This window comes from Shewanella sp. SACH (assembly GCF_001887095.2).
Lineage (GTDB): Bacteria > Pseudomonadota > Gammaproteobacteria > Enterobacterales > Shewanellaceae > Shewanella > Shewanella baltica.
Map to the genome: position 1 here is coordinate 46,252 of NZ_MPDG02000011.1, position 7,223 is coordinate 53,474.

The following is a 7,223-nucleotide window of genomic DNA, read 5'->3' on the forward strand; positions in this document are numbered from 1 at the left end:
GTATTGTGGGGAGTGTTAGCACTATGACGCCGATTTTCAGTAATGCCGCGATTGGTCGTAGTTTGTTGATTTTGCTCTTATGCGCTGGTGTATTCTTTTTTATCGACTTTTTAGTGCCTGCCTTAGCCGCCTTGATTGTGTGTTTTTCGAGTTGGCCTCTTTATCAAAAACTATTGGCAAAATGCGGTGGTCGTTCGGCGTTGGCGGCAACCATTGCCCTGTGTTGTATTGTGCTTGGGCTGATTATCCCGCTGGTGTTTGTATTTTCCTATGCGTTACAAGAGATAAGAACTTGGGTTGATTGGTTGGTGTTTACTAACCAACATGGTTCGCCCGTGCCCTTGTGGATCAAAGATTTACCTTGGATGGGTGAGTGGTTAACCCTGCAATGGCAGCAATTTATCGGTGAACCCCACGAGCTAGGCAAAATCATCAGTGCCATCAGTGGTCAGAACCTGAGTGGCATTTCCCGTTGGGTGCTGCAATTAGGCTGGAACACACTAGGCCTGCTACTGACCTTACTTTTTATGTTGATCACGTTGTTTTTCCTCTATAAAGATGGCGAGCAAGTGGCCAAACAGTTAGATATTGTCGGCGAGCGAGTATTGCCCGCCCGCTGGCATAGCTTCTCCCGTGTGGTGCCAGCTACGGTCAGTTCGACGGTGATCGGCATGACGCTTATCGCGATCGGCGAGGGCATAGTGCTGGGGATTGCCTATTGGATTGCGGGTGTGCCATCGGCCGTGGCTTTTGGGGTGTTAACCGCCTTTATGGCCTTGGTTCCCGGCGGCGCGCCAACCATGTTTACCTTGATTTCACTCTATCTTGTCGGCACTGGCGATATGACGGCGGGTGTCGGCTTGTTCCTTTGGGGCAGCATAGAGCTGTTTATTGTCGATAAAACCCTCCGCCCCAATCTTGTCGGCGGGCCGATTAAATTGCCTTTCTTACCGACTTTTTTCGGTTTGATCGGCGGCGTGAAAACCATGGGTTTTGTCGGTTTGTTTGTCGGCCCAGTATTGATGGCCTTGCTGGTGGCGATTTGGCGGGAATGGTTAAGGGAAGAACCTGAAATAATACAAAGTGATAAACAGGCGGGAAGCTAAAAGCTAAGGTTTAGTCTGCCCTAAGGTATTTTTGCGCTCATCGGTGTAAAACCACCAAGGTTGAGCATCTTCGCCCGCCATAAAACGGGTAATGGAGATAAACACATCGATCATGCATGGGTCGTGTCGCTGGCCCGTTTTGTCACACAGAGTTCGATACAAGTCGTAGGGATTTTGCCCCAGCAGTTGCTCAGGTTTATCTATACCAAGCAAACGTAAATCCGCCGCACAGGCTTTGCCAATATTCGGCAAATCAGTTAATTGCTTCACCTCGGCACGCACTACTTTCGCAGGATTCATACGGATTGCCTCGTTAAAACACACGCTGAAAAGTCATTACTGCTGGATAATCGCTCTGGCGAAATAAGAGCCTGTAAATGACAGGCTCTAAACAAAGTTACAAAACTTAGGCTTTAACCAGCTTAGTGAGATCCGCTGGGCGGTAGTATACCGATTTTAGTACCTTGCCTTGGCGAACCACTTTACCCGCCATTTCCACATCTTTAGCACATTTGGCTATGATGAAGTCGCCTTGTTGACTACCAACAATTTCAACACCTTGCTTAGCATAAAAGGCAACTGTCTCAGCCAATTCTTGCTCGTTGCGGCACACTTTACTCATATTGCTTGAATGGACTTCGTCCCAGCAGCCAATAAAGTCGATTTCACGGTTTTTAGCGACGCATAGCAACAAGTCAATCAGGTAGCTGATTTCGAGTCTGTCGGTCATGGCTTGTGCGCCTAAATGCACTAAACGCCCCATTAACACATACACAGAGTCGACAATGGCATCGGCTTGCTCGATACGGCTATCGGCTTCTGCTAGCTCAGTTAACTCTTCAATAATCAGTGAAGTATGTAAGGTGTCGGCCTTGTCATCTAAGGAATCAACATCACTAACAGGCAAGTCGAAGGTGCTACGAAACTCACTGATATCACGATATAAGTGGTCATAAATAGGTTGAGTTAAGCTGGTGAGTTTCATTTGAATTGCCTTGGGATCAATAAACAATAAGTAGTTAGCGGCAATTTTAAAGAAATGCGCCGCAGAATACAAAGTTCAGGCTGCCTCGGTAGACTGGCTCAGAATGTTTGCATTAACTTTTTATCATAAAAAGTGGCTTTGTTTTACTTCTTCATTCAGAGCCAGTTACACTGCCAAACTTAATCATCACAAGATAAATACAATAATAAAAGAAAGAGGAGTCATTCATGTCGGACCGTCTTATTCCCGCGCTGTTACTGTCTACTTCAGTACTGACGGGGCTCACTGCTTGCAGTGATAACACCACAGAAAACACCGTTAAAACCAGCGAAAGCGCACCTAAAAGCCAAGACGTTGCCGCTCAAATGCCGGTAGGTATTAATGTCGCGGCTATGTCGCCAACGGTAAAACCTGGGGATGATTTTTATACCTACGCCAATGGCGAATGGATGAAAACGACGATGATCCCTGCCGATCGCTCCAGCACTGGCGCTTTCCTCGTTGCTTTTGAAGCGACCGAAAAGCATAAAACCAGTTTGATTGCCGAACTGGTGAAAGCGCAGCATGCTGCGGGTAGCGACGAAGCGCGTATCGCCGATTTTTACAAGGCTTACACAGATACTGCCGCGATTGATGCCGCAGGAATGAAACCTGCCGAGGCGGATATCGCCCGTTATGAGGCCATTGCGAGCAAGCAAGATTTATCCGCAGCATTAGGTGAAAACCTGCGCGCTGATGTTGACCCTCTCAACGCGACCGATTTCCATACCGAAAACCTGTTTGGGATCTTCGTAACCCAAGGTTTAGCCACGCCGGGCGAAGTTTTGCCTTACTTCTTGCAGGGCGGTTTAGGCTTACCTGAGCGCGAATATTACCTGTCTGCCGATCCTAAAATGGACGAGATTCGCACTGCTTACCGTGCTTATATTGAAACCTTGCTCAAAGATGCGGGCGTGAGCGATGCCGCTGCCCGTGCCGATCGTATTTTTGCCCTTGAGAGCAAGATAGCTGCCGCCCACGCTAGCCGTGAAGATAGCGAAGATTTCGCTAAGTCTTCGGGCGTGTGGAGCCGTGCTGACTTTGATGCCAAAGCACCGGGTATCGACTGGACTGCCTTCCTCGCGGCGGCGCAATTGGGCAATCAGCCTAAATTTGCGGCCTACCATGCGACGGCGATTACGGGACTTTCTGCGCTGGTGGCTTCTGAGCCTTTAGAAGCCTGGAAAGATTGGCTCGTGTTCCACCAGATCAACAGCCACGCCGATGTATTGCCATCGACCATAGACAATGCTTCGTTTGCCTTTAATGGCACTAAGCTTTCTGGCACGCCAGAACAGCGCGGCCGCGATAAACGTGCTTTAGCTGCACTCGATCAATACCTAGGTGATGCCGTAGGCCATGCCTATGCCGAGCAATATTTCCCTGCTTCGGCCAAGGCTGAAGTCAGCACTATGGTGGATAACATAGTGGCTGCTTTTGGTCAGCGAGTGGGGAAACTCGATTGGATGGACCCTTCCACTAAGAAAGAAGCCCTAGCGAAAGTGGCGACTATGGCAGTGGGCGTGGGTTATCCCGACAAATGGCGCAACTACGACAGCTATGCTGTGACTGCGACCAATGCCTACGCGAATGCCATCAATGGTGAAAAAGTAGAGTATAGCCATCAGCTCGCCAAGATTGGCAAACCAATGGATAAAGGTGAGTGGTGGATGACACCGCAAGTAGTGAATGCGGTGAACTTGCCCGTGCAAAATGCGCTTAACTTCCCTGCGGGTATTTTACAGCCACCATTCTTCGATGCTAAGGCCGATGCCGCTTACAACTATGGTGCGATTGGCGCTGTGATTGGCCATGAAATCAGCCATAGCTTTGATAACAATGGTGCGGCATTTGACTCGACTGGCGCTATGCGTAACTGGTGGACGCCCGCTGACTTTGCTCAATTTGCTAAGCAAGGTGATGCGTTAGCAGGGCAGTTTGATACCTATGCACCTTTCCCTGATTTACACGTCAATGGCAAGCTGACCTTAGGTGAAAACATTGCCGATGTGGCGGGTTTAGCCGCGGCTCTTGATGCGTACCATGCCTCGCTTAACGGTAAAGAAGCCCCAGTGATTGAAGGCTTTACGGGCGATCAACGCTTCTTTATCGGCTTTGCGCAAACCTGGGCCACTAAGATGCGTGATGAAGCGCTGCGGGCTCGCGTCGCTACCGATGGCCATGCCCCTGGCATGTACCGCGCGCTGACAGTGCGTAACTTAGATGCTTGGTACAGCGCATTCGATGTTAAGCCTGGCGACAAGCTGTATTTAGCCCCAGAAGATCGCGTTAAGATCTGGTAAGTTTACTGGGTGGATTTGAAAGCAAGGGGAACGCTAGCGTTCCCCTTTTTATTAACGATTTTGCAGGCGGTTGTAATCCAGCCAACCGCTTTCTATCGGGTGATTGTCGAAAAATATCTGATTGAGTTTGTCACTAAAGGCCCAAAAGGTAGGATCGCTACGGCGTACAGCCGCAACATCGAGCAGTGCCTCATAGTCTTTTTCGGTTTGCATTTGCTCTACCGCCGCGACGATTTTAGGTAAGTCCTGTTCTTTCACCAGCCAGAAGGCTTCTGGGTAACTGCCCAATAAACCATGCACTAAGGTGACATCATCCTTTGCGGGTTCGCGGTTACTGGCCTCATTAAACAGGCTCGAAATATTACGATGGGCACTATTGCGAACTAAGGTAAAGACCTCAGCTTTACCTGCTTTTTCGGGCTCGACCATGATCATCGTCAGCTCAGGTAACAGGGTCGCTTGGGTGCCTTTTAATCGACCTAATGCCTGCAACAGCGCCTTGCTGTTGGCTTGCAAGTTGCTGTTTTCTATTTGATATCTATTTGGCTGAACCTTAGCGACTTTCTGCCCGAGTTTTTGATACAGCTCGCCCTTGAGGTCATCGCTATAGTAGAGCACGCCCGTGGGCTGATTAAAGGTGTTGATATCCCCCGCGATAAACGCCGTGAGCTGAGTACCAGCCCCTTGATACCAATCACTAAACTGTTTGCGCCTTTCCTCCTGCGGTAACAAAGTTAGGAAATTTGATTCCCCTTCCATGCGTAAAAAATCCATGTATAAGCGAGTTAAAAGCTGGTGGCCGTAGTTACCATACACATCGAAACCTGCGACCAGTAAATAGTGGATACGCTCCAATAAGGCGTAATCGATAATCCAAGCGGTTTTGGGCGGCTCGCCAACTAAACCTTTGACCACAGTGGCATTATCGAAGTGGCGAAACACTGTCAGGCTAGCATTATCATTGTTGTCGTCACCATCCCAGAGCCCCTCTATGGTGAGGTGTTGGCCGTTTTTAAACTTCTCATTCAAGAACTGATTACGCGCCCGCATGTACTTGCCTTGCTTGGCGGCATATTTCACCCAAGTTACGGCGAGTGCAGTGCTTTCTTCCTCCGCTGGCATTCGTAGGTTTTCAATCTGGGAATGGTAGAAGGTCCTAAAATCCGTGTCGTCCATATAATCTGGGGTAACAAAGTACACCCAGAATCTGTCGTTAATCACATTGAGCGCCACCTGACCACGGCACACTGGGCCTTTGATAAAGCCCATAATGGTGTCTTGGGCGCGGTTCAGCATAAAGCGATAGCGCGCACCGGCAGGAATTTGAATAAAGGCTTCGAAGGGATTGGCCGCAATGCTCGGCTGGTAGCTCGGCAGCTGAGTCACTGAGTAATCCGCATCGATAAACCATTGCTGCCAGTCGTGCAGCAAGCCGGTATTTAAGGCATAGGGAATATGAGTTTTATCGACTATGGTCGCCCGATAAGGTCGAAAACGGTAATAGACACGTTCCACCTTAGGATCGTCGAAGGGACGACGGGAGGCGATAATATCCAGCGCTTGCCCCGGCGGCGTCCTCGAACGGACTAACTCGAAAAACAGAGGCTGGGCATTCGGCTGATTTAAAGATTCAAAATATAAGTGAAAGGCAAACAAATGCTCGTAGATGTAGCGTGCGCTTAATTGGCTTTTTAAACTGTCGCCGTTTAAGAATTGCTCCCAATGGGTGATTTCCGTTATAAATTCAGGGGCTAGCGATGGTGCGAACGGCAAAGGCGCACCTTGTTCGAGCCAGTGCATCAACACTTGATGTTCATTCGCATTCAGCGCTGGCAAGCCATAGGGCATACCCGCAAACGGTTGGCTTTGCTCGTATTTGTCCATTTCCTCTAGGCTGGCGCATTGCTGAACCCTGTCTAGGCTGAAATCAAAACGCTTATCTAAAATCTTGTCTTCGGGCAGGGGATGCATTTGCTTAAGCGTGAGCATTCTGGCCAATACCGAGGCTTGGGTATTGGCTTCAGGGGTTTGATTGCGTTCGTTTAACATGGGGTAAAAGCCGCGTTGACGCCAAGCTTCTGGGGTAAAGGCATCGACAAATAAGCGATTGGGCGTGGCGGCGACTAAACGTGTGCCTTGATAGACTTTTTCCTTAGTTGCCCCGCGTTCTATGCCTTCGCTTGAGGTCATTTTGAGCTGGCAGGGAGCATCGTAGCAGGCATGGCACACCACGCAGCGGCTATTGAGGATCGGTTCAACTTCTTTGTGCACAAATTCGGCCTGTTGAACAAATTGGTTGTTAAGCTGTGCATTCTCGACGCGCTTTTGCGGTGAGCTAGTGCCAAACAGACTATTGAAATCGATTTGCGCTACACTGGCACAACCCGTCGCCAACAGCACAGTGGCCAATAACAACCTTTTCCATATTCTTTTTATCGCGTCCATTCACGACTCCTTTATTTGCCACCTAGCAGAGTTAGCCATTTAGCCCACTGATCAGCATCACTTTAACAGAAGAGTATATTGGATCTAAAATTTGTAGCCTGATTTTATCCTCGCTCTCGCTTAACTTATGCCGCAGAGTTTTGGCGACATCCAAGGAACTTAGGTAAGATAGCGACCATAAAAGTGTGCTAGTGATGGCTGTGTGAATCGCTCACGTCACGGTTGTGGCAATAACAATGTGGCAATAACAAAAGGATCAAGTATGACCGCTGATAACCGCTATTTTTACGAACCGAGCAAAGGCCATGGTCTTGCACACGATCCTTTAAATGCAATTGTGGGTCC

At 49.0% G+C, this 7,223-nt stretch carries 5 protein-coding genes and 1 pseudogene; 3 read left to right on the forward strand and 3 right to left on the reverse strand.

Annotation, left to right across the window (positions count from 1 at the left end):
* Positions 1–23: 23 nt before the first annotated feature.
* Positions 24–1,106, forward strand: coding sequence for an AI-2E family transporter (locus BM607_RS21185; RefSeq protein WP_011845652.1), 1,083 nt, complete (start codon positions 24–26; stop codon positions 1,104–1,106).
* Positions 1,107–1,109: 3 nt separating this feature from the next.
* Here BM607_RS21185 and BM607_RS21190 read toward each other — a convergent pair whose 3' ends face one another.
* Positions 1,110–1,406, reverse strand: coding sequence for a helix-hairpin-helix domain-containing protein (locus BM607_RS21190; RefSeq protein WP_071940025.1), 297 nt, complete (start codon positions 1,404–1,406; stop codon positions 1,110–1,112).
* Between the two features lie 106 nt (positions 1,407–1,512).
* Entirely contained in the window at positions 1,513–2,091 is a 579-nt protein-coding gene (locus BM607_RS21195) for a nucleoside triphosphate pyrophosphohydrolase family protein (protein WP_071940054.1), read from the reverse strand.
* 227 nt (positions 2,092–2,318) lie between these two features.
* On the opposite strand from BM607_RS21195, the gene BM607_RS21200 reads away from it, so the two are divergent.
* The gene (locus tag BM607_RS21200) at positions 2,319–4,433 is read left to right on the forward strand and encodes a M13 family metallopeptidase (RefSeq protein ID WP_071940024.1); all 2,115 of its coding nucleotides are present in this window, start codon (positions 2,319–2,321) and stop codon (positions 4,431–4,433) included.
* Between the two features lie 51 nt (positions 4,434–4,484).
* Here BM607_RS21200 and BM607_RS21205 read toward each other — a convergent pair whose 3' ends face one another.
* Positions 4,485–6,878, reverse strand: a complete 2,394-nt coding sequence (locus BM607_RS21205) for a fatty acid cis/trans isomerase (protein ID WP_071940023.1) — start codon at positions 6,876–6,878, stop codon at positions 4,485–4,487.
* Between the two features lie 262 nt (positions 6,879–7,140).
* Here BM607_RS21205 and BM607_RS22015 point away from each other — a divergent pair.
* A pseudogene (locus BM607_RS22015) lies at positions 7,141–7,223 on the forward strand (flavin reductase family protein); the annotation flags it as partial.